The organism is Bradyrhizobium vignae, from assembly GCF_900324035.1.
GTDB lineage: Bacteria > Pseudomonadota > Alphaproteobacteria > Rhizobiales > Xanthobacteraceae > Bradyrhizobium > Bradyrhizobium vignae.
Genome location: NZ_LS398110.1, coordinates 1,216,041 through 1,234,667, shown reverse-complemented (window position 1 = coordinate 1,234,667; position 18,627 = coordinate 1,216,041). Strand labels below are relative to the sequence as shown.

Below are 18,627 nucleotides of genomic sequence, written 5' to 3'. Positions count from 1 at the left end.
TTGCCTAACGCTTCGTCAGCCTCTTTGACGCGGCGGATGCAGGTGTAGTGCCAACAGCGATTGCGCGGATTCATTCCTGACGCGTCTGTTATGCCTGCGGCCGCCTCTGGGCCAAAGTGCTACAAGACCGTTAAGCCTCGATTAACCCTGTTTTTGCCGCCAAACCCAGGATTTGGCGAGTCTTTTAGCGGTTCCGGCCGCGGCCGTCCGCATGATTCTTCATCACATGCTCTTCTGGAGCCGGCCCGACAGCTCACCAAAACCCTCGATCAGGGCCTCGGTACCGTCGACTTCCCCTATCCGAGCCTTGACGTCACGCAGCCATGCCAAATTGGCCTCACTGGGATCCTCCCCCAAGGCCAGCTCGGCGTCTTTCAGCTCTCTAAGTAGTGAATGCCATTGCCGATGCAAGGCAACCAGCTGGTGCCAGGTGGCAAGAACGTCATCCCTTGCTGCGCCCTCGCGGGCGGCCCATACCGCCTGGGTCGTGATGACGTTCTCAACCCTTTGAAGAACCTGGGAAAATCCACCCCGTTCGAGGTCGCTGCGCATCTTTTCGGCCTGCTCGCCAGGGTCAGGCGAGTGGTGATGGTCGTTGGCAAAGGCGGCGATGATGCCGGCCCTGAGCTTGTGGGCCTCGGGATGGGCCAGCTCCAGGGCGGCGACCTCCTCGAGATGCTCATGCAGCAGCCAGGGGTGATTGATCAGGCATTGCAGGATCAGGGCCTCGCGGCGGGAGATGGCGCTGCGCTGGCCCCGCATGATCGGGCTTGCCGCCAGCTGGGGGCTCGCCGCCTGGTAGGGGCCGGACGGTAGCAGGGTGGGACCCGGGGCCCCGCGGCGGCCGCCGCCGAATCCCTGGGCGCCGAATCGATTCGGGCCCCCTGCCCTCGGCTGGAACGGCCGGCCGCCGCCGGGCCGGAAATTGCCCCGGCCGCCAAAGCCGCGCCCACCTTCGGGGGCGAAGGTGCGCTGCAACCGCTCGACGAACTCGTCGCGATAATAGCGCCGCACCACCTCGTCGCGGATGCCGTTCGTGAGCTCCTTGATGCGCGCCTCCAGCGCGGCGCGGCGCTCCGGCGTGGCGAAATTGCCGCCCTCGAGCTCGCGCGACCAGATCATGTCGGCAAGCGGCCGCGCTGCCGCGATCACCTCCTCGATCGCGCCGCGCCCGCCCGAGCGCACGAGATCGTCGGGGTCCTGCCCTTCCGGCAGCAGCGCGAAACGAAGACTCTTGCCGGGGCTGAGGAAAGGCAAGGCAAGATCCGCGGCGCGATAGGCCGCCTTCTGCCCGGCGCGGTCACCGTCGAAACAGAGGATCGGCTCGTCCGCCATCTTCCAGAGCAGCGCGAGCTGGCTCTCGGTGAGCGCTGTGCCGAGCGGCGCCACGGCACCCGCAAAACCCGCGGTAACCATGGCGATCACATCGACATAGCCTTCGACCACGATCAGCGCGCTGCCGTCATGCGTGGCTTTGCGCGCGGTCTGATGATTGTAGAGATTGTCGCCCTTGTGGAAGAGCGGTGTCTCCGGCGAGTTCAGATATTTGGCTGGAACGTCCTTCTCCAGCGCGCGCCCGCCGAAGGCGATGACACGGCCGCGCAAGTCCGTGATCGGAAACATCACGCGATCGCGGAAGCGGTCGTAGGGCACGGGGATGTCATTGCCGGCAACAAGCAGCCCGGTCTCGATCATGTCCTCGACGGAGATGCCCTGCTGGCCGAGGTGCTCCTTCAGCGCGAAGCGATCAGGCGGGGCATAGCCGAGGCGGAATTGCAATTGCGTCGCCGGCGAGATCGCGCGGTCGGCGAGATAACCACGCGCTTTCGCCCCCACGCGCGAGGCCAGCGTCTCCGCGAAGAATCTTGCGGCGAGATCCATGACGTCATGCAGCGACTTGCGCCGCTGCTCATGCCGCGCGGCATCGGGCGTCACCGCCGGCAGCGGCAGGCCCGCCATATTGGCGAGCCGCTCCACGGCCTCCGCGAACGGCACGCCCTCGGTCTCCATCAAGAAATCGATGATGTCGCCGTGCTTGCCGGAGGAGAAGTCGTGGTAAAAACCCTTCTGGTCGTTGACGTAGAAGGACGGCGTCTTCTCCTGCTGGAACGGCGACAGCCCTCTCCACTCCCGCCCGGCCTTCTTCAGCTTGACGCGCTTGCCGACGACTTCGGAGACCGAAAGCCGGGCACGAAGCTCGTCGAGGAATTGGGGCGTGAAGCGCATGGGATGAGTTTAGCCGAGCGTTTGAGTCGGGCGAAGGATCAGGGATATAGGCGCGGCCTCGCCAATAGTCAGGTTTAGGCGGGTTATCCGGGTTATTCGACCTATGCACAGGCCTTGGTCCCGTCACCCCTGAAAGTGCTCGCCTCTTCGGCGAGCCTCGAAGGCCGACGGCCCGGCTGCATCCAGGCCGATTCATCCCTCGAGGATGACGGAATAAGTGGCCGGAATGACTTGACGGAGCCACTTGAACCGCGCCCGGTTCCGCGCTTCCATGCCTGCATGTTCAGGACCTTTCGAGGCGGTCAGAGCGGGGGCTGGCGCGTGACCTCGATTTCGCCAGTGACGGGCGAGCCCCTGCCCTTTGTGCCGGCGCTGTCGGTGACCGACAGCGAGGCCGTCTCGTTGCCGCAGGTGCCCTCGCGCAATGCCTGGCGGCTGGTCGGGGTCGCGAGCAACTTGCGCTACACCGAGCGGGCCGAGAAGCAGCAGCTCGTGGCCGTGCAGGCTGGCCTCGGCCGGCTGGAGGCAACCAGCGCGGCGCTGATCCCGATCCGCAAGTCGCAATCCTGGTGGGAGCTGACGCAGGAAGAGCGACGCAAGATCTTCGAGGACCGATCGCACCACATTGCGAGCAGCCTGCGCTTCCTGCCGGCGATCGCGCGCCAGCTCTATCATTGCCGCGACCTCGGCGGCCCCTTCGACTTTCTCACCTGGTTCGAGTTCGCTCCCGCAGACGCCTCGCTGTTCGAGGAGCTGGTGGCGATGCTCCGGCGGACCGAGGAGTGGACCTATGTCGAGCGCGAGGTCGACGTGCGCATGGTGAAGGAAGTGCTGTCGGCTTAGTGCTCCAGGAACCGCCCGGACTCGATGCACGGCAGACCGGTGACGGGCCAGTTGTAGACATAGGTCCAGGCCCTTTCCGTGGCACCATCAGGCAACGTGACCTCGATCATCTGCCGCAGATATTCCGTCGGCTCCGGAAAGCCCTCGCCACAGGCCTCGTACATGTCGAGCTCGCGCAGGAGCTCGTCCGGCACGCGCAGGTGAAAGAGCTCGCCATGGACGATGTCCGTCGGCGCGTCGGAAAGCAGCAATCCGGGATAGTGCTTCACCAGAACGAGCCGGCCGCGGCAGGTCGCTTCGCACAGAAATTCCGCATGGCCCGCGAGCAGCCGGGCCATCGGATGATCGAAGCCGCGCATCAGGGTGCCGTAGACGAAAAGTCGATCGGAGCTCATGGTGTTCCAAAGTTGCAGCTTCGGTGCGATACCGTTACTCCGTTTACACACGTTGTTATTCCATAGGCAAATCAGGATGGCTTTGGACACAGCCGAGGCAACCGATCAACTGCTCGGCGAGGGCGATATTCCGCCCGTGCATGAGGTGAATGCGGCAGGGACATCGCCGTTCCTGCTCACCGCGGATCACTACGGACGGATGCTGCCGCGCGCGCTCGGCGATCTCGGCCTCGCGGAAAGCGACCTTGTCAGGCACATCGCCTGGGACATCGGCATCGCCGGCGTCGCCGAGCGGCTCGCCAAGATGCTCGACGCGCATCTGATCGCGCAGCGCTATTCGCGGCTCGTGATCGACTGCAACCGTCCGCCCGACGTCGCGAGCTCGATCCCCGTGACCTCCGAGGCGACCGCGATCCCGCGCAACGAGGGCATTTCGGAGCGGGAACGTGAGGCACGGCGGCGCGAGATTTTCGAGCCCTATCACCACCGCATCGATGAGGCGATCTCCCGCCGCCGCCATGACAAGCAGCCGACGGTGCTGGTGTCGCTGCACAGCTTCACGCCTGTCTATGCCGGCATCGCACGTCCCTGGCACATCGGCACGCTCCATCACCGCGACACCGTGCTGCCACAGCTCTTGCTCAAGCACCTGCGCAGCGAGGGCGATCTCGTCGTCGGCGATAACGAGCCCTATGCGGTGAGCGATCTCACCGATTACACCATCCCCGTGCACGGCGAAGCCCGCGGCCTCGTCAACACCGGCATCGAGATCCGCCAGGACCTGATCGAAGACCAGTCCGGCCAGCAGCAATGGGCCGAACGGCTGGCACGGATCCTAGCGGAGATCGCGGTGGAGCTGCGGGCGGAGCCGTTGGTGTAGCCGGCCAATCCGGCGGTGCCCTCACTCTCCCCGCAAACGACCGCAAACGGAGAGAGGTGAACGTCAACCGGCTCGCGTCGCGACGAACAGCGCCAGCGCCGCGAAGATCGCGGCGATGGTCCAGAGCACGTAGGCGAAGCGGCCGAGCGATGACAAAGCCAAAGGCGCAGAAGGCCACGACGAGCCCGGCGAGATCGGGCCGAGCGATATGTCGGGCGAGATATTGATAGCTCTGGTGGAGGCAGAGCGCAGCTTGCGGGCATTGACGGAATATTCGTAAGTAAAGCGCGATGGGATTGGGATGAATCGTCATCGCGCTTTGGCTCGTACTTCGGGCACGATCGTTTCGGACAACCGCTCAGCACCTTGCATCAACGGCGGCCGTCCGGGTCCGGATCATGCCTTCGCTCACTTCGCCCGTGTCAGCGCGAGCCAGATGCCGCCGCCGATCATGAAGCCGCCGGAGATGCGCGACATCATCCGCGTGCGGCGCGCCGAGAAGAATTTTCGGGCGCGCCCGGCGGCGATGGCGTAGAGCGCATCCGTCATCACTGCGGTCACCATGAAGGTGGCGCCCAGCAGCGCGACTTGCGGGAAGTGCGGCCGGTTCAGGTCCATGAACTGCGGGATGAAAGCGCCGAAGAACACCAGCACCTTCGGATTCGACAGCAGCACCAAAAATCCCTGCAGGAAAAAGCCGCCGCGCGGCGGTGGTGGCGGCGCGTCGACCTCGACGCCCTCGACCGGCGTCCAGATCAGCCTGATGCCGAGCCAGACGAGATAAGCGGCGCCGGCAAAGCGCACCCAGTCGAACCAGTAACCCATGGTCGCCATCAGCGAGGTCAGGCCGACCGCGACGATGCCGATGACGATGGCAAGCCCGGCCTGCGCGCCGGCAACGTTGGTGAGCGCCGCACGCGTGCCGTGGCGCAGTCCGTTGGCGATGACGAGGGTGACGATCGGACCCGGCAGCAGCGCCAGCGCAATGCAGGCGGCGACGAAGGCGAGATAGGCTTGCATGGACATCATGGGAGAGACTCGCTGGAGGCGGTGCCACATTAATGCATGGCGCGTGCTGGAACGGAAGACGTTCCCCCTCCCTCTATTTTCGCGCCTTGACATGCAACCGTTTGGTTGCGTATTATCCTGCCATGGATGAAGTCTTCAAAGCGCTCGCCGATGCGTCACGACGGTCGCTGCTCGACAGGCTTCACGCCAGGAACGGCCAGACGCTGAACGAGCTCTGCGAGGGTCTCGCGATGACGCGGCAGGCCGTGACCAAGCACCTTGTCATTCTGGAAGAGGCCAACCTGGTGACGACCATCAGGCAGGGCCGCGAGAAGTTGCATTATCTCAACCCGGTACCGATCCATCAGATCGGTGAACGCTGGATCAAGAAGTTCGAGCGCGGCAAGCTCGCCGCGCTCAGCGAATTGAAACGCCAGTTGGAGAAACGCGATGAGTAAGCCCGAATATGTCTACGTCACCTATATCGAGACGACTGCCGATGCACTGTGGCGGGCCCTGACGGACGGCGATCTCACGGAGCGCTACTGGTTCGGCAATCGCATTGCCTCCGACTGGACGCCGGGCTCGGCCTACCGTTTCACCAATGCAGGTTCCCCGACGGTGGAGGGCGAGGTGATTGTGTTCGATCCGGTGCGCAAGCTCGCCTATAGCTGGATCGATCGCAAGCCGGAAGCCGCGGGCGAGAGCGCTTCCCGCGTCACGTTCGATCTCGAGCCGCGTGGCAAGGTCGTCAAGCTCACGGTAACACATGACGAGCTCGGAGAGGACGGCAGGACACGGCGTTCCATCTCGGGCGGCTGGCCGATGGTCCTCTCCAATCTGAAGAGCCTGCTGGAGACAGGACATGTCATCGAGATCGCGGCTCCCAGCTGTTCTGCGAAGGATGCTGCGTGATGCCGAAGCCCCAATTCGTCTACGTGACCTACATCGAGACCACGCCCGAGAAGCTGTGGGAGGCGCTGACGTCGAGCGAGTTCACCAGGCAATACTGGTTCGGCGCCGAGGTGAAATCGGACTGGAAGGTCGGCTCTCCCTTCGCGCTTCTGCTCGACGGCGAGGTCACCGATTCCGGCGAGATCCTCGAAGCCGATCCGCCGCGGCGTCTGTCCTACAGCTTCAAGCACCACAAGTACGAGGAGCTTCGCGGCGAGCCGACCTCGCGCGTCGTCTTCACCATCGAACCGTTCGGCTCGCTCGTGCGTTTGACCGTGCTGCATGACGGCTTCGTCGAGGGCGGCAAATATCTCGGCGCCGTCTCCAATGGCTGGCCGGCGATCCTGTCCCAGCTCAAGAGCCTGCTCGAGACCGGCAAGTTGCTCGGCATTCCACGCGCAGCCCTGAACAAGGGATTCGATGCAAAATGAAGCTCGATCAATTCAAGCCGCTCACGGTCTACACCATCTACATCGCTTCGACGCCGGAGAAGGTGTGGGAAGCGCTGACCTCGGCCGAGTTCAGCAGGCAGTATTTCTTCGGCAACACCGTCGCGGTCGAGCCGCGCCTTGGCGGCTCGTTCATCGTGCGCACGCTTGACGGCGCGCTGCACATCAGCGGCGAGGTTCTCGCCTACGACCCGCCGCGAAAGCTCTCGGTGACGTTCAACGTCAACTGGCCGGACCTGATCGAGAAGCTCGGCCCCACGCTCGTCACCTACGAGATCGAGCAGGTCGGCGATGCGGTCCGGCTCACCATGAGCGAAGGCCATGATCGCCCGCTCAGCGACGACATCCTTGCCGGCGGACGCCAGGGCTGGCCGGCGATCCTGTCCAGCCTCAAGAGCCTGCTCGAGACCGGCCAGCCACTGGTGGTGAAAATGGGCCCGCCGCAGCGAATGCTCGACGCGCTGAAGGCGATCGGGATCAAGACGCCGTAGGCGCGGCCATCTCCATGTCAAACGTGCGGCGCCTATCAAGCGCGCGACAGCAGCTGAAGCGCCACGCCGAGATTGGCCGCGAACAGAGCCGCGTCGATGACGAAGATCCGGAGCATCGGGCCCTTCAGCACGGGCCAGTAAGCCACTCCGACGCGGCCTCCACGCATCAGCACGGGAACATTGTAGGCGAACTGGCTGAAATGGCAGGCGGCGAAGAACAGGAACAGCGCGAGCTGCGCTTCGGCCGGCTGGAAGAAGGACGGACGGGCGGCCAGGAGATAGAGCGACAGCAGCCCGATCGGCAGATTCATCGCGCCCAGGAACGCAACGCTCGCCGCCAGGGTCGGCGCAATCGGATTGCGACGCTCTTCCCGCGGCAGCAGGATCTTCAACGTGTTGGTTTGCGCGATGCTGAACTGGATGAAGGCGCCGACGAACCAGAGCGTGTTGAGAAGCAGGATGAAATCAGAAAGGTGCATCGTCATTTTCCGTAAAAGGCTTCGCTGCGTACGACGCGGCCCGCGTCGTCGAAGTCCATGAACTCGCTGGCGCGGGTGTCGCCCAGCTGCCACCACACCGTCAGTCGCGCGATCGCCTCGTCCCAGCTCCAGCTCAGGATCTTCAGGTCGGCACTTTCGATGTGGCCATAGGCTTTCCGCCAGTAGGCGCGGATAGCCTCAGCGCCGGTGACGGTCGGAGAACCCGTCAGGGTGAGAGCGAGAGGGCTGCGCATCTGCGCATCGTCGGCGAAATGCGCGACCACCGCGTCGATATCGACCCTGCACCAATTCGCGCACCATGCCGCGACGAAGCGTTCGGCGGCCGCGCGATCCATTGCTTGTCCGCTCATGATGCGGATCCTCCCCTGGCTCGTGGCCGGGAAGGTGGCAAAGCCCGCGCCTCATGTCAACTATGTTGACTTGAGATTTCGTTCAGCTGTTGTCGGCGATCGCCTCCATCACCCCCATCCAGCCAGCCGCACCGGACGCCCCGACGCGATCGAACGCCGCGCGCAAGACCTGGCGCTCGTGGTCGGAGGCGCGCTGCTCGATGCGCCGCCCCGCTTCGGTCAGGCGCAGCAGTTTCGAGCGGTGCTGCTCCGGCGAGCGCTTCGACGTCAGGAGCTTGCGCTCCAAGAGCAGATTGAGCGGCCGGTTCAGAGCCTGCTTGGAAATGCCGAGGACCTCGACCAGCGAGCCGATCGAGATATCGGGCCGGCGCGCCACCACATAGAGGATACGATGATGCGGGCGCGACAGACCCTGCTTGGCAAGATATGCGTCGGCTTCCAGCGTCATCCCGCGCCAGCCGTAATACATCAGCTCGAGTGCCGCATCGAGCTCGTGCAGCTTCGCAAGCGACGCACGGTGAAGCCCCGCGGCTTGAGACGTCTTGGCCATCGTCGGAAGCTAGCCCCTCGCCCGCAGCTCGCGCCGCAACACCTTGCCGGTCGCCGTCATCGGCAACGTCTCGGCGAACTCCACGAAGCGCGGATATTCGTGGGCGGCGAGCTGCACCTTGACGAACTCCTGGATCTCGCGCGCGAGCGCATCGCTGCCGGTAAAGCCGGGACGCAGCACGATCCAGGCCTTGATCGATTCCGTGCGGATCGGATCGGGAATACCGACCACCGCCGCCATCGCCACCGACGGATGCTTCATCAGCGTGTGCTCGATCTCGGACGGGCCGACGCGATAACCGGCGGTGGTGATGACGTCGTCCTCGCGGCTGACATACCAGAAATAGCCGTCCTCATCCTGCACGCCGAGATCGCCGGTGAGCAGGAACTCGCCGGCATATTTCTTCGCCGTCGCCTCCGGATTGCGCCAGTATTCGAGCATGGTGACCGGGCATGGCTGGCGCACGCCGATGATGCCGCGCTGGCCGCGCGGCAGTTCCTCGCCCTTGTCGTTGACGATGCGGACGTCGAAACCCGGCGTCGCCTTGCCCATCGCGCCGGGGCGGATCGGAAACAGATTGGAGTTGCTGCCGATCACGAGGTTGCATTCGGTCTGACCGAACACCTCATGTGCGTCGACACCAAAAGTCTCGCGCACCCAGCCGAGCAGCTCGCCGCCGAGCGACTCGCCGCCGGTGAAGATGCTGCGCAGCTTGACGCCTTGATGTTTCACGCCGGCCTGCCGCATCAGCTTCAACGCAGTCGGCGGCAGGAAGACGTTGCGGACGCCGAGGTCGGCCATCATCTGCATCGCCGCCTGCGGCTCGAATTTTCGCGCGCGATGGCCGACCAGCGGTATGCCGTGATACCAGAACGCCAGCAGGCCGTTGATGAGGCCGCCGATCCAGGCCCAGTCCGCCGGCGTCCACATGAGATCGCCGGGGCGTGGCAGAAAGTTGTGACACATCTCCACATTCGGCAGATGGCCGAGCACGACGCGGTGCGCATGCAGCGCGCCCTTCGGGTTGCCCGTCGTGCCCGAGGTGTAGATGATCAGCGCGGGATCGTCCGCCGAGGTGTCGACGTTTGCAAAATCCTCGGATGCGGTTTCGATCGCTGACCAGAACGGCTTTGCACCGGCGTGGACGGCGCCACTCGTGACATAGATGTCCTGCAAATAGGGCAGCCGGTCGCGGATCTTGGTGAGCTTCTCCCAGCCCGCCTCATCGGTGATGATCGCTCTCGCCTGCGAATTCGACAGGCGGAATTCCAGCGCGTCCTCGCCGAACAGCGCAAACAGCGGGATCGAGATCAGCCCGGAGCGGAACGCCGCCATGTGCGCGATCGGCAATTCCAGGGACTGCGACAGGAACACCGCGACGCGGTCGCCACGGACAAGCCCATCCGTCTTCAGCACATTGGCGAAGCGGCGCGACATCTCCGCGACCTCGTCGAACGAGGTGCGCGTGGTGGCGCCGTTCTCGTCGACATAGATCAGAGCCAGGCGGCCCGTGCCGTCGGCATGGCGGTCGCAGCACGCCTCCGCCATGTTGAACCGCGCCGGGATGTCCCAGCGGAAGTTGCGATAGAGCTCGTCGTAAGTTGCGGCTTCGGTGAGCATTCCGTCCCTCGTGTTTCACTCCATTTTGCGCGGAGAGAGCATCGAAGCCTAGCGAAAAGCGCGGGGGCTAAAGCACCGCCTCGGACAGCGTGGGCCGGGAGCTCCCTTCAGCTGGGCGCAGGCGCGATCTCAGTTCCCTTGCATGTAGCGCGTGGGATTCGTTTTGTCCGCCTTGAAGATGTCGGCAGCCTCCGCAAACAGCGCCGACACGGCCGAAGCATTCAGATCGGTGAACGCCTTGAAGTTCAGCGACGGCAGCCCTGCGCATCAGCGCGTGCAGCTTTTCGAGATCCGCCGTGCGATTGGGATCGAAAGCGAGATAGGCCTCCAGACTGTCCGCAGTGACACGAAACATCCAGGGCCCTTCCTGCTAGCCTGACAGGGCAGCCTTCACCAGGCCGCTGGCCTTGCCGAAATCCATCTGTCCCGCGTACTTCGTGCGCAGCACCGCGATCACCTTGCCCATGTCCTTCATACCGGCCGCACCGGTTTCAGTGATCGCATCCGCGATCGCCTTCTTCACCTCGTCGTCCGACATCTGCTTCGGCAGGTATGCCGAGATCACCGCGATCTCCTCGCGCTCCTGCGCGGCAAGCTCGGCGCGGCCGCCCTTGTCGTAGAGCTCGACCGCCTCCTGGCGCTGCTTGATCATCTTCTGCAGCACGGCGAGGATGTCGGCGTCCGACAACGGCGGCTTGCCGCTGCCGCGGGCGTCGATGTCGGCATTCTTGATGGTCGAATTGACCATGCGCAGCGTGGACAGCTTGCGCTCGTCCTTGGCCTTCATGGCCTCCTTGACCGCATTGTTGATGTCGTCGCGCAGCATGGTCGTGATCCCTTCGAGTATACGACGCCTGATCTAGGCCGTTTGCGGCCTCCGCACAACCTAGCTCGCGAGCCATTCGGTGAGGGCGCGCGCAGTGGCTTCCGGCTGTTCCGGCTGCGGCAGGTGTCCGCAGCGATCGAGGATCACGAGCTTTGCGCCTGCGATGGCCTCGGCCATCTCCTTCGAGAAGGCGTTGGGGATGGTGTTGTCCTGATCGCCCGTCAGCACCAGCGTCGGGCATCTGATCGTCGCCAGCGTCGGGCGTGAATCCACCCGCGCGATGATCGCGGTCTGCTGCCGCAGATAGCCTTCGACGCCGACGTCCTCGTCCTGCGCATGCACGAGCTTCAGGATAGCGGCATCATCGCGCCGCGACGGATGCACGAGCTCCGGAAAGCTCTCCTCGCGGATGGCGCGGAGCTCGCCGCGTTTCGCGCGCTCCATCAGGCCGCGGCGGCGCGCGGTCGCCTCCGGCGTGTCGGGGCCGGCCTGGGTGTTGATCAGCGCGAGTTTTGCCACCCGCTCGGGCGCCTGGCGCATGATCTCGAGCGCGATGTAGCCGCCCATGGAATGACCGCCGAGTGCGAAGCGCGGCGGCGCCTCACTCAACACCCGGGCGGCGATCGCCGCCATGCTGTCGTCGCGGATATGGTTGGCAATCATCACCGGGCCGAGCCGCCACAAGGCGGGGAGGACCGGGGCATAGATCCGGGCCGAGGAGGCCAGCCCCGGAACCAGCAGAAGCGGGGTGGTCTGATCCATTATTGCCTCGCAAGCCCCTCAAACTGCCGGAAATTGTGCGGCCGAGCTTAAGTGCGCGAGAAGAGCTGTCAAATATGCAAAAACGCATGTGAATCGGCCCTCTCCCGCTTTGACGGGCACGTCCGGGGGGCTTATGAAGCGGGCTCATGACACAACATGACAACGATCCCGCCTGGCCGGACCATAAACCGACCGCGCTCCTCGTGCTTGCCGACGGCACGGTGCTCGAGGGCTTTGGTCTCGGCGCCGAAGGCCACGCCGTCGGTGAGGTCTGCTTCAACACCGCGATGACCGGGTACGAGGAGATCCTGACCGATCCTTCCTATGCCGGACAGCTCATCACCTTCACGTTCCCGCATATCGGCAATGTCGGCACCAACGAAGACGATATCGAGACGGTTAACATGGCCGCGACGCCCGGCGCGCGCGGCGTGATCCTGCGCACCGCGATCACCGATCCCTCGAACTATCGCGCCACCAAGCATCTCGACCAATGGCTGAAGGCGCGCGGCATCATCGGCCTCTCCGGCATCGACACCCGCGCGCTGACCGCGCTGATCCGCTCCAAGGGCATGCCCAACGCCGTGATCGCGCATTCCCGGACCGGCGAGTTCGATCTGCATGGTCTTAAGGAAGAGGCGCGCGAATGGCCGGGCCTCGAGGGTATGGACCTCGTGCCGATGGTCACGAGCGGCCAGCGCTTCACCTGGGACGAGACGCCGTGGCTATGGGACAAGGGTTTTGGCCGGCAGGAGAAGCCGGAGTTCAACGTCGTCGCCATCGATTACGGCATCAAGCGCAACATCCTGCGCCTGCTCGCCGGCGTCGGCTGCAAGGTAACAGTGGTGCCGGCGACAACGTCCTCCGAAGACATCCTGGCGATGAAGCCGGACGGCGTGTTCCTGTCCAACGGTCCGGGCGATCCGGCCGCGACCGGCAAGTACGCGGTGCCAGTCATCCAGGACGTGATCAAGTCGGGCACGCCGACCTTCGGCATCTGCCTCGGCCACCAGATGCTGGGCCTCGCCGTCGGCGCTAGAACCAAGAAGATGCATCAGGGCCATCATGGCGCCAATCATCCCGTCAAAGACGAGACCACCGGCAAGGTCGAGATCACCTCGATGAACCACGGCTTCGCCGTGGACGAGACCACGCTGCCAAGGGGCGCGAGGCAGACCCACGTCTCGCTGTTCGACGGCTCCAATTGCGGCATCCAGCTCGACGGCAAGCCGGTGTTCTCGGTGCAGTACCACCCCGAAGCATCGCCCGGCCCGCGCGACTCGCATTATCTCTTCCAGCGCTTCGCCGACCTGATGCGGCAGAAGAAGAGCGCGTAAGACTCGCTACGGCTCTCGTGCCCCGGGCCGGGACACGAGGCCTGCCAAGGAACGCCCTGACAAGGTGAAATGTTGTCTTGGCACCTTGCAGCAGGAGCCTGCCATGTCCGTCCTCCGCGACAAGGCCGAGCCGCTCGCCATCGTTTTCGAGGATGACGGGCTCGTGCCGAACAACATCCTTCCGTTCCTGGTCTACCAGGACGCGGTGAAGCTCGATCCGAAGCGTCCCGAAGAGACCATCGAAAACCTGTTCGAACAGAACGGCTGGGGCGGGACATGGCGCAACGGCGTCTACGACTATCTGCACTATCACTCGACGGTTCATGAGGTGCTCGGCGTCGCGCGCGGCAGCGCCCGCGTCCGTTTCGGCGGCGATCATGGCCAGGAGCTTCAGATCAAGGCCGGTGACGTCGCGATCCTGCCCGCCGGCACCGGACACCAATGCATCAAGGCCAGCAATGATTTCTGCGTGATCGGCGCCTATCCGCCAGGCAGCAAGATGGAGATCACACGGGTTACGCCGGAGAACCATGCGAAAGCGCTGAAGACGATTCCGCAAGTCGCGCTGCCGCCCGCTGATCCCGTGACCGGGAAGGATGGCGCGCTGATGCGGTTGTGGCGATAGCTACACGCGCAGTACCGTGGTGGTCGGCAAAGCGAAGCGTGCCCACCAATCGATTTGAGCCGCGAAGGATAGATGGTGGGCACGGCGCGAAGAGCGCGCCTTTGCCCGCCCTTGTTTTAGCGCACCGGACTAGAATGGCCTCGTTCCGTGAGGAATGGCCCAGCTCGGGTGGCCGCCCGAGCTGGGCTGCCGATCGATCGGATCGATGCCCACCGAAGCCTTGAGGGCTGCCTTTCGTAGCAGGATCGCGATCGGTACTTCATCGGGACCCGGATGGTTGAACGAACTTTAGGTTCGCACACACAAGGGAGGGTCGACGAAGATGGCCAAGCGTATCACGATCTGTGCCGGGATCGATACCGGTAAACGTAAGCTCGATGTGGCACTTGATGGCAGTTTGGAGCGGCTTCAGGCCGATAACACGCCGGATGGCTATAAAGTGCTGGTGGAATGGTTGCAGCGCCACAAGGTCAAACGGGTCGGGATCGAGGCGAGCGGCGGCTATGAGCAGGCTGTCGTCGCCGAGTTGCGGCGCCAGCGGTTTGTGGTCGTCGTATTTCAGCCGGCCCAGGTGCGCGCTTATGCCGTGTTCCAGCTGCAGCGCGCCAAGAACGACAAGATCGATGCCGCGCCGATTGCGGCCTGCACCGCCGCGGTCAAGAAGATCCACGCAGCTCCGGATCCCCGCTTGCTGCCATTTGCCGAGCACCTGACGATGATCGACCAGATCACCGAGGACATTGCTCGGCTGAAGAACCGGATCGAGAGCTGCCGCAATATGCGGCTCCAGAAGCTGTGGAAGGAGGATATCGCTCGCCTGGCCAAGCGCGAGAAGGTCGAACTGAAGGCACTGGCCGCCGCAATCCGTGAGCATCGCGATCTTGCCGAGCGGCTCGACTTGATCAACAGCATCGATGGTATCGGGCTAAAGACCGCCATGGTCATTCTGGTGCGGATGCCCGAGATCGGTCAGATCACGCGCGAGCAAGCGGCCGCGCTGGCTGGCATTGCCCCTTACGATGACGACAGCGGCGATCGCACCGGCGTTCGTCACATCGCCGGCGGGCGTGAACGGCTGCGACGTGCGCTCTTTACTGCGGCGCTGCCGGCGTCATTTCGCTGGAATCCGCAGCTCATCACGCTCTATGGAAGGCTGATGGGAGCAGGCAAGGAACACAAGCGCGCATTGATCGCTTGCGCCAGAAAGCTATTAATCTTCGCCAACACAGTGGTCGCCCGCGGCACGCCTTGGCAGACAAAACCGCCCGAGATCGCGAGGGCTCCGGCTACCTGATGGCGTTTCTTTGTTCGGCCGAAGCACCGTTTCTTCGTCCCGACCTGCCGTCACAAAGACGCCGCGCGCCGCGGCCGTCAAAGGCTGGCCGTCGCCCTGGCCTCAACTCCATCTCCGCTGCCGCCAGGCCACGCCTTGACGGCCGCAAGCACGGCGTCATGCTACCCTCAGCGATCGGGCGAATCTAATGGTTGCTACGACACCGTGCGCTACGCCGCGTTGCTGCCTTCCTGCCGGGTCGCCTCGAACAGGAACCAGGTGCGGCGCTCGGTCTCGTCGATGAAGACCTCGAGGATGCTGGCGCTGGCGACGTCGCCGGCCTCGTCGCAGACTTCGTGCGCCTTGCGCATCGCGGCTGCGACGTGCTTGTTGTCCTGCATCAGCTCGCGCAGCATCTCCCGCGGCGGGACATAGTCCTCGTTGTTGTCCTTGATGGTCTGGAGCTTTGCGACCTGGCCGATCGACTTCAGCGTGGTGCCGCCGACCTTGCGGACGCGCTCGGCAAGCTGGTCGGTGGTGGCGAAGATCTGGTCGGACTGCTCGTCGAGCAGCAAATGATAGTCGCGGAAATGCCGGCCGCTGATGTGCCAGTGGAAATTCTTGGTCTTGAGATAAAGCGCGAACGCGTCGGCCAGAAGCACGTTGAGCGCTTCCGAGACCTTCTTGACTCCTTCGGACGACAGATCGGTAGGGGTGTCGAGATCGGGCGAGACCTTGTTCGTTTTGCTCACGGGAGACCTTCCTGTTAGGACGCGGACATTGACGGCGCGCCGTCGCACCCCTAACGCAAGGCAGGCAGCGTCGGTTCCTGAGCAGGAACCATTTGGCCGGGACGTTCGAATACCATGGACGATTGGATCGATTATTACGACTCGACGCACACGATCTATGTCAGCAAGCTGCATCGCGATTTGCACTTCCAGATCATTGCGCGAGACATCATCGGCTACATCCCCTCGCCCGAGGCGACGGTGCTGGACTATGCCTGCGGCGAGGCGCTGTCGGCGAACCAGGTGGCTGCCGCCTGCGCCAAGCTGATCCTCGCCGAGCCCGCGCCCGGCGTGCGCGGCCGGCTGATCGCGCGGTTCGCCCCGAACACCAAGATCCGCGTCCGCTCGCTCGATGACGTCCGCAAGATGCAGGACAAGTCGATCGACCTCGTCGTGATGAACTCGGTCGCGCAATACATGACGCCGGAGGAGCTCGATGCCGCCCTCCTCAACATCCGCCGTATCCTGAAGCCGTCCGGCAAGCTGGTGCTTGGCGATATCCTCCAGCCCAATGTCGGCATGGTCAGGGACGTGATGGCGCTGCTCGGCTTCGGTCTGCGTCACGGCTTCCTCAAGGACGCGCTGCTCGGGCTGATCAGCACCGCACTGTCTGATTACCGTCATCTGCGCACGCGCATCGGGCTGCAGCGCTACAGCGAGGACGAGATCACCGCCAAGCTGAAGGCGGCGGGCTTCGCGGTCCAGCGCGCCCACAGCAACATCGGCCATAACCGCTGGCGCATGACCTTCATCGCGCGACCGCCTTTGATTCGTTAAGCATAACGATCGGCCGAGGTGGCCTCTCGCATTCCGATCGGTCATTATCGCCGCGGCCCGGTGGCGGAAGCGTCTACGCGGGAGCGGTGCATCGCTCTTCATCCTGGTTCAAATCCAGGCCGGGTCTCCACGCTTGCGGGGTTACGCGTGGCGCAGCCACGCAGGGGCGAAGCGTGTCCGCCGTAGCTGGAGCGGAGCAAAAGCGAAGACGGACTGCCGGCTAAACGCACGCCGGGCAAATCAGCACCCCACGAGCAACCGTCTCATTTTCGGTCACCCTCGACCAATTCGCAGCCGGACACGAGCGGAAGCCGGTCCGCATCCCTGGCCGCCGAACTGAGCACGGCATCGAGCAGGCCTGGGAAGCGCGCCTCCAGATCCTCACGTCGCAGCCGCATGAATCGATTGGTGCCCGCCACGCGCGTCTGCATCAATCCGCATTCGCGCAGCTTGGCGAAGTGGTAGGCGAGGTTCGACTTGCCACCAAGCCCGCTGAAATCGCCGCAACAGAGTTCGCTGCTGACACGTTCTTGCTGGGCAAGCTGGTAGACGATGGCGAGCCGGATCGGATCGCTCAAGCAATCCAGCACCATCGGCAGCTCGATCTGCTCGCGGGTCGGATGAAGTGGCGTGCGGCTCATGCCCGGATCATAATGAAGCGGCGACAATGTTCAATAGTTCTTGAACCAATTGACTCTCGGAACCATAACATCCAATAGTTCAATAAACCTTGAACATGGGGATTTCTCCAATGAGCGTGTTCTGGCTGGCCCTGGCGGCCTTTGCGATCGGCACTGAAGGGTTTGTCATTGCAGGACTTTTGCCGGCAATCGCCACCGACCTTTCGATTTCGGTCTCGGCCGCGGGCCAATTGGTCACCGCCTACGCCCTCACCTATGCGGTGGGCTCGCCCATCCTCGCCGTGGCGCTGAACAATATCGACCGCCGCACCGTCCTGGCCCTCGCACTGACGACCTTCATCGCCGGCAACCTCGCGGCGATGGTGGCATCCAACTACGCCCTGCTGCTGGCCTCGCGGATGCTGATGGCGCTGGGCTCGGGGCTGTGCATGCCCACGGCGCTTGCGGTGTCCGTGGCGGTTGCCGCGCCCGAACGGCGTGGCCGCGCGGTGGCGCTCGTCACCGCGGGGCTCACGGTTGCGACCGTGGTCGGCGTGCCCTTCGGCAATCTCGTCGGCAGCCTGCTCGGCTGGCGCGCGACCTTTGCCATGGTCGCCCTGATCGGCGCGGTCGCGCTCGCCGGCCTGTTGCTCGGCCTGCCTAAAGGCCTGCCGCGCAATACGGCCTCGCTCAGCGAACGGTTGGCGGTGGCGCGCCACGGTCACGTTGTGGTTGCGCTGCTGATCACGACATTGTGGGCGCTGGGCGGCTTCACAGTGTTCACCTATTTCGCGGTCCCGCTGCGCGGCCTCGGCTTCGGCGCCTCGCAAATCAGCTTGGCGCTGCTGGTGTTTGGCGGCGCGGCGGCAATCGGGAACATGCTTGGCGGCGTCCTGGCCGACCGGCTCGGCACGCTCGTGACCGCGGGCCTCGGGCTCGCCGGCATGGCGGGCGCCCTGATCCTGCATTCGCTGGTCCTGAAGCTGATGCCCGCACAGGCGCATTACGCGGTGCTCGGGGCGATCTTCCTCTGGGGGCTCTCGGGCTGGGCGTTCTATCCCGCCCAGCTCGCCAGCATCATCCGGATCGAGCCGCAGGCTTCGACGATCGCGCTCTCGCTCAACGCCTCATCCATGTATCTCGGCTTCGCCATCGGCGGAGCGCTGGGCGGCGCTGTGCTGGCCACCCTGTCGCCGACAGACCTCGGCTGGATCGGCGGATCGAGCGTTGCGGCCTCGCTTCTGGTGCACCTTGCCCGTGGCTGGCAGGCGCGGCCAAAACCGGTCAAAATTGCCGGTTGATGGGCGTTTTTCGGGGTTTCGCCGCCCCGAAAACTGGTCTAAGACCCAC

General features: G+C 64.2%; 22 protein-coding genes. 11 read left to right on the top strand and 11 right to left on the bottom strand.

From position 1 onward, the window contains the following. Positions 1-222: 222 nt before the first annotated feature. Complete coding sequence (dnaG, locus tag BRAD3257_RS05985; RefSeq protein WP_122401082.1) at positions 223-2,226, bottom strand: DNA primase; 2,004 nt, start codon at positions 2,224-2,226, stop codon at positions 223-225. A gap of 279 nt (positions 2,227-2,505) precedes the next feature. Between dnaG and BRAD3257_RS05980 the strand changes: the two genes are divergently transcribed. After that, positions 2,506-3,069 carry a chlorite dismutase family protein gene (locus tag BRAD3257_RS05980; RefSeq protein WP_122406397.1) on the top strand — a complete coding sequence of 188 codons (564 nt, stop codon included), beginning with the start codon at positions 2,506-2,508 and terminating at the stop codon, positions 3,067-3,069. Here BRAD3257_RS05980 and BRAD3257_RS05975 read toward each other — a convergent pair. Continuing rightward, entirely contained in the window at positions 3,066-3,464 is a 399-nt protein-coding gene (locus BRAD3257_RS05975; RefSeq protein ID WP_122401081.1) for a gamma-glutamylcyclotransferase family protein, read from the bottom strand. The genes BRAD3257_RS05980 and BRAD3257_RS05975 overlap by 4 nt on opposite strands. Before the next feature lie 76 nt (positions 3,465-3,540). Here BRAD3257_RS05975 and BRAD3257_RS05970 point away from each other — a divergent pair, with 76 nt between their 5' ends. Next, positions 3,541-4,344: an N-formylglutamate amidohydrolase gene (locus BRAD3257_RS05970; protein WP_122401080.1), complete on the top strand. Its 804-nt coding sequence runs from the start codon at positions 3,541-3,543 to the stop codon at positions 4,342-4,344. Between the two features lie 408 nt (positions 4,345-4,752). On the opposite strand, the gene BRAD3257_RS05960 is transcribed toward BRAD3257_RS05970, so the two are convergent. Next, positions 4,753-5,373, bottom strand: coding sequence for a LysE family translocator (locus BRAD3257_RS05960; RefSeq protein WP_162500130.1), 621 nt, complete (start codon positions 5,371-5,373; stop codon positions 4,753-4,755). A gap of 122 nt (positions 5,374-5,495) precedes the next feature. Here BRAD3257_RS05960 and BRAD3257_RS05955 point away from each other — a divergent pair, with 122 nt between their 5' ends. From BRAD3257_RS05955 to BRAD3257_RS05940, 4 genes are read left to right on the top strand one after another with little or no spacing between them, the layout of a single operon-like run. Then, a complete protein-coding gene (locus tag BRAD3257_RS05955) occupies positions 5,496-5,810 on the top strand; it encodes an ArsR/SmtB family transcription factor (RefSeq protein ID WP_061880471.1) in 315 nt (104 codons plus the stop codon). Beyond that, a complete protein-coding gene (locus tag BRAD3257_RS05950; RefSeq protein ID WP_122401079.1) occupies positions 5,803-6,267 on the top strand; it encodes an SRPBCC family protein in 465 nt (154 codons plus the stop codon). The genes BRAD3257_RS05955 and BRAD3257_RS05950 overlap by 8 nt, the downstream gene beginning before the upstream one ends. Beyond that, positions 6,267-6,737, top strand: a complete 471-nt coding sequence (locus BRAD3257_RS05945) for an SRPBCC family protein (protein WP_122406395.1) — start codon at positions 6,267-6,269, stop codon at positions 6,735-6,737. The genes BRAD3257_RS05950 and BRAD3257_RS05945 overlap by 1 nt, the downstream gene beginning before the upstream one ends. Beyond that, positions 6,734-7,246 carry an SRPBCC family protein gene (locus BRAD3257_RS05940; protein ID WP_122401078.1) on the top strand — a complete coding sequence of 171 codons (513 nt, stop codon included), beginning with the start codon at positions 6,734-6,736 and terminating at the stop codon, positions 7,244-7,246. Before BRAD3257_RS05945 ends, BRAD3257_RS05940 begins: the two co-directional genes overlap by 4 nt. Positions 7,247-7,281: 35 nt before the next feature. Here BRAD3257_RS05940 and BRAD3257_RS05935 read toward each other — a convergent pair whose 3' ends face one another. The 6 genes from BRAD3257_RS05935 to BRAD3257_RS05905 form a co-directional block, all read right to left on the bottom strand. Further along, complete coding sequence (locus BRAD3257_RS05935) at positions 7,282-7,725, bottom strand: hypothetical protein (protein WP_122401077.1); 444 nt, start codon at positions 7,723-7,725, stop codon at positions 7,282-7,284. Positions 7,726-7,727: 2 nt separating this feature from the next. Then, the gene (locus tag BRAD3257_RS05930; RefSeq protein WP_122401076.1) at positions 7,728-8,096 is read right to left on the bottom strand and encodes a YybH family protein; all 369 of its coding nucleotides are present in this window, start codon (positions 8,094-8,096) and stop codon (positions 7,728-7,730) included. An 82-nt stretch (positions 8,097-8,178) separates the two neighbouring features. Then, positions 8,179-8,646 (bottom strand): MarR family transcriptional regulator, encoded by a 468-nt coding sequence (locus BRAD3257_RS05925; protein WP_122401075.1) that lies wholly within the window; start codon positions 8,644-8,646, stop codon positions 8,179-8,181. A 9-nt stretch (positions 8,647-8,655) separates the two neighbouring features. Beyond that, positions 8,656-10,266 (bottom strand): acyl-CoA synthetase, encoded by a 1,611-nt coding sequence (locus BRAD3257_RS05920; RefSeq protein ID WP_122401074.1) that lies wholly within the window; start codon positions 10,264-10,266, stop codon positions 8,656-8,658. A 370-nt stretch (positions 10,267-10,636) separates the two neighbouring features. After that, entirely contained in the window at positions 10,637-11,092 is a 456-nt protein-coding gene (locus BRAD3257_RS05910; protein ID WP_122401072.1) for a GatB/YqeY domain-containing protein, read from the bottom strand. Positions 11,093-11,152: 60 nt separating this feature from the next. Beyond that, a complete protein-coding gene (locus BRAD3257_RS05905) occupies positions 11,153-11,854 on the bottom strand; it encodes an alpha/beta fold hydrolase (protein ID WP_122401071.1) in 702 nt (233 codons plus the stop codon). Positions 11,855-12,000: 146 nt separating this feature from the next. On the opposite strand from BRAD3257_RS05905, the gene carA reads away from it, so the two are divergent. From carA to BRAD3257_RS05890, 3 genes are all read left to right on the top strand, one after another. Next, on the top strand, positions 12,001-13,191 hold the full coding sequence (carA, locus tag BRAD3257_RS05900) for a glutamine-hydrolyzing carbamoyl-phosphate synthase small subunit (RefSeq protein WP_122401070.1): 1,191 nt from the start codon (positions 12,001-12,003) through the stop codon (positions 13,189-13,191). 103 nt (positions 13,192-13,294) lie between these two features. After that, positions 13,295-13,816, top strand: coding sequence for a cupin domain-containing protein (locus BRAD3257_RS05895; protein ID WP_122401069.1), 522 nt, complete (start codon positions 13,295-13,297; stop codon positions 13,814-13,816). 322 nt (positions 13,817-14,138) lie between these two features. Further along, positions 14,139-15,110, top strand: a complete 972-nt coding sequence (locus tag BRAD3257_RS05890; RefSeq protein WP_122401068.1) for an IS110 family RNA-guided transposase — start codon at positions 14,139-14,141, stop codon at positions 15,108-15,110. Between the two features lie 209 nt (positions 15,111-15,319). Here BRAD3257_RS05890 and BRAD3257_RS05885 read toward each other — a convergent pair whose 3' ends face one another. After that, positions 15,320-15,841, bottom strand: coding sequence for a Dps family protein (locus tag BRAD3257_RS05885; protein WP_122401067.1), 522 nt, complete (start codon positions 15,839-15,841; stop codon positions 15,320-15,322). 114 nt (positions 15,842-15,955) lie between these two features. Here BRAD3257_RS05885 and BRAD3257_RS05880 point away from each other — a divergent pair, with 114 nt between their 5' ends. Beyond that, positions 15,956-16,657: a class I SAM-dependent methyltransferase gene (locus BRAD3257_RS05880; protein ID WP_122401066.1), complete on the top strand. Its 702-nt coding sequence runs from the start codon at positions 15,956-15,958 to the stop codon at positions 16,655-16,657. Between the two features lie 263 nt (positions 16,658-16,920). On the opposite strand, the gene BRAD3257_RS05875 is transcribed toward BRAD3257_RS05880, so the two are convergent. Continuing rightward, complete coding sequence (locus BRAD3257_RS05875) at positions 16,921-17,298, bottom strand: ArsR/SmtB family transcription factor (protein WP_122401065.1); 378 nt, start codon at positions 17,296-17,298, stop codon at positions 16,921-16,923. A 110-nt stretch (positions 17,299-17,408) separates the two neighbouring features. Between BRAD3257_RS05875 and BRAD3257_RS05870 the strand changes: the two genes are divergently transcribed. Beyond that, positions 17,409-18,578 (top strand): MFS transporter, encoded by a 1,170-nt coding sequence (locus tag BRAD3257_RS05870; protein ID WP_122401064.1) that lies wholly within the window; start codon positions 17,409-17,411, stop codon positions 18,576-18,578. Positions 18,579-18,627 lie beyond the last annotated feature (49 nt).

Coding starts and splice junctions, on each gene's coding strand:
- BRAD3257_RS05950 (WP_122401079.1), top strand. CDS start 5,803: ATGAGTAAGCCCGAATATGTCTACGTCACCTATATCGAGACGACTGCC.
- BRAD3257_RS05940 (WP_122401078.1), top strand. CDS start 6,734: ATGAAGCTCGATCAATTCAAGCCGCTCACGGTCTACACCATCTACATC.
- BRAD3257_RS05930 (WP_122401076.1), bottom strand. CDS start 8,096: ATGAGCGGACAAGCAATGGATCGCGCGGCCGCCGAACGCTTCGTCGCG.
- BRAD3257_RS05875 (WP_122401065.1), bottom strand. CDS start 17,298: ATGAGCCGCACGCCACTTCATCCGACCCGCGAGCAGATCGAGCTGCCG.
- BRAD3257_RS05870 (WP_122401064.1), top strand. CDS start 17,409: ATGAGCGTGTTCTGGCTGGCCCTGGCGGCCTTTGCGATCGGCACTGAA.
- BRAD3257_RS05960 (WP_162500130.1), bottom strand. CDS start 5,373: ATGATGTCCATGCAAGCCTATCTCGCCTTCGTCGCCGCCTGCATTGCG.
- dnaG (WP_122401082.1), bottom strand. CDS start 2,226: ATGCGCTTCACGCCCCAATTCCTCGACGAGCTTCGTGCCCGGCTTTCG.
- BRAD3257_RS05905 (WP_122401071.1), bottom strand. CDS start 11,854: ATGGATCAGACCACCCCGCTTCTGCTGGTTCCGGGGCTGGCCTCCTCG.
- carA (WP_122401070.1), top strand. CDS start 12,001: ATGACACAACATGACAACGATCCCGCCTGGCCGGACCATAAACCGACC.
- BRAD3257_RS05890 (WP_122401068.1), top strand. CDS start 14,139: ATGGCCAAGCGTATCACGATCTGTGCCGGGATCGATACCGGTAAACGT.
- BRAD3257_RS05975 (WP_122401081.1), bottom strand. CDS start 3,464: ATGAGCTCCGATCGACTTTTCGTCTACGGCACCCTGATGCGCGGCTTC.
- BRAD3257_RS05955 (WP_061880471.1), top strand. CDS start 5,496: ATGGATGAAGTCTTCAAAGCGCTCGCCGATGCGTCACGACGGTCGCTG.
- BRAD3257_RS05970 (WP_122401080.1), top strand. CDS start 3,541: ATGGCTTTGGACACAGCCGAGGCAACCGATCAACTGCTCGGCGAGGGC.
- BRAD3257_RS05910 (WP_122401072.1), bottom strand. CDS start 11,092: ATGCTGCGCGACGACATCAACAATGCGGTCAAGGAGGCCATGAAGGCC.
- BRAD3257_RS05935 (WP_122401077.1), bottom strand. CDS start 7,725: ATGCACCTTTCTGATTTCATCCTGCTTCTCAACACGCTCTGGTTCGTC.
- BRAD3257_RS05980 (WP_122406397.1), top strand. CDS start 2,506: ATGTTCAGGACCTTTCGAGGCGGTCAGAGCGGGGGCTGGCGCGTGACC.
- BRAD3257_RS05895 (WP_122401069.1), top strand. CDS start 13,295: ATGTCCGTCCTCCGCGACAAGGCCGAGCCGCTCGCCATCGTTTTCGAG.
- BRAD3257_RS05945 (WP_122406395.1), top strand. CDS start 6,267: ATGCCGAAGCCCCAATTCGTCTACGTGACCTACATCGAGACCACGCCC.
- BRAD3257_RS05925 (WP_122401075.1), bottom strand. CDS start 8,646: ATGGCCAAGACGTCTCAAGCCGCGGGGCTTCACCGTGCGTCGCTTGCG.
- BRAD3257_RS05880 (WP_122401066.1), top strand. CDS start 15,956: ATGGACGATTGGATCGATTATTACGACTCGACGCACACGATCTATGTC.
- BRAD3257_RS05920 (WP_122401074.1), bottom strand. CDS start 10,266: ATGCTCACCGAAGCCGCAACTTACGACGAGCTCTATCGCAACTTCCGC.